The organism is Bifidobacterium sp. AGR2158, assembly GCF_000424225.1.
Classification (GTDB): domain Bacteria; phylum Actinomycetota; class Actinomycetes; order Actinomycetales; family Bifidobacteriaceae; genus Bifidobacterium; species Bifidobacterium anseris.
The window spans coordinates 1-1656 of sequence record NZ_AUJM01000008.1; the positions used below are offsets into that span (position 1 = coordinate 1).

A 1656-nucleotide genomic window follows, 5' to 3' on the forward strand; every position below is an offset into this window, starting at 1 on the left:
TGATCGGTCATACGGCCGGTACGGGAATATCAACCCGTTCATCCATTCGACTACGCCTGTCGGCCTCGCCTTAGGACCCGACTCACCCAGGGACGACGAACGTGGCCCTGGAACCCTTGGTCATCCAGCGGCAGGGATCCTCACCCTGCTCTCGCTACTCATGTCTGCATTCTCACTCCCATGAAGTCCACGACACGCTTGCACGGCCGCTTCGACCCTCATGGGACGCTCTCCTACCACGCCAACACAACATTGGCGTCCGCGTCTTCGGTGGCGTGCTTGAGCCCCGCTACATTGTCGGCGCGGAACCACTAGACCAGTGAGCTGTTACGCACTCTTTCAAGGATGGCTGCTTCTGAGCCAACCTCCTGGCTGTCTATGCGACTCCACATCCTTTCCCACTTAGCACGCGCTTGGGGACCTTAGACGACGGTCTGGGCTGTCTCCCTCTCGACGACGGAGCTTATCCCCCGCCGACTCACCGCCGGCATACACGCGACAGGTATTCGGAGTTTGGTTGCTGTTGGTACCCGGTACGGGCCCGCAAGCATCCAGTAGCTCTACCCCCTGCGCGCAATCAACCGACGCTGCACCTAAATGCATTTCGGAGAGAACCAGCTATCACGGAATTTGATTGGCCTTTCACCCCTAACCCCAGGTCATCCCCTCAGTTTTCAACCTAAGTGGGTGCGGTCCTCCACGCGGTCTTACCCACGCTTCAACCTGCCCAGGGCTAGATCATCCCGCTTCGGGTCCAGGACACGCGACTCAAAAACGCCTTTTAAGACTCGCTTTCGCTACGCATACGCCACACGGCTTATGCTCGCCACATGCCACTGACTCGCAGACTCATTTTTCGATAGGCACGCCGTCACCCGGAAAAACCCAGGCTCCGACGGTTCGTAGGCGCACGGTTTCAGGAACTCTTTCACTCCCCTCCCGGGGTGCTTTTCACCTTTCCCTCACGGTACTCGTCCACTATCGGTCAGACAGCTATACTCAGGCTTACCCAACGGTCTGGGCGGATTCACACGGGATTCCACGAGGCCCGCGCTACTCGGGAGACGCGATCGCCAGACCATGCGCGTTCGGCTACGGGGCCATCACCCTCTACGGCCCGGTATCCAACCCGGTTCGCCTCACACACGGTATTTATCACTGACGCCCGGCACGTCGGCACCGGGACACACGCTCCCACGACACCGAAGCCGCAACCCCCGACGGGTATCACACGACCACGGTTTAGCCATCATCCGCTTTCGCTCGCCACTACTCACGGAGTATCCTCTCCTGCAGGTACTGAGATGTTTCACTTCCCTGCGTACCCCCCGCACACAATGCGGTGCCAGCCCATGACGGCTGGCGGGTTGCCCCATTCGGAAACCCTCGGATCAAAGCCATGTCGGCGGCTCCCCGAGGACTATCGCGGCCCCACGCGTCCTTCATCGGTACTGTCTGCCAAGGCATCCACCACTGCGCCCTTCACGACAACCAACCCACCAACCCAAAAAAGGGCCAAAGGGACAGGCGCCGCGAACACACAACGAAAAACACAAAATGTGTCCAACTGGAACACTCGACTATCAGATCATCACACACATCAACCACACCCCAACAGGGGCATGGCCGACACGAAACAAACGAACGAACACACAC

At 59.2% G+C, this 1656-nt stretch carries 1 rRNA gene; it reads right to left on the reverse strand.

From position 1 onward, the window contains the following. Nucleotides 1-1495, reverse strand: a 23S ribosomal RNA gene (locus tag G606_RS0100400); the annotation flags it as partial. Between the last annotated feature and the right edge of the window lie 161 nt (nucleotides 1496-1656).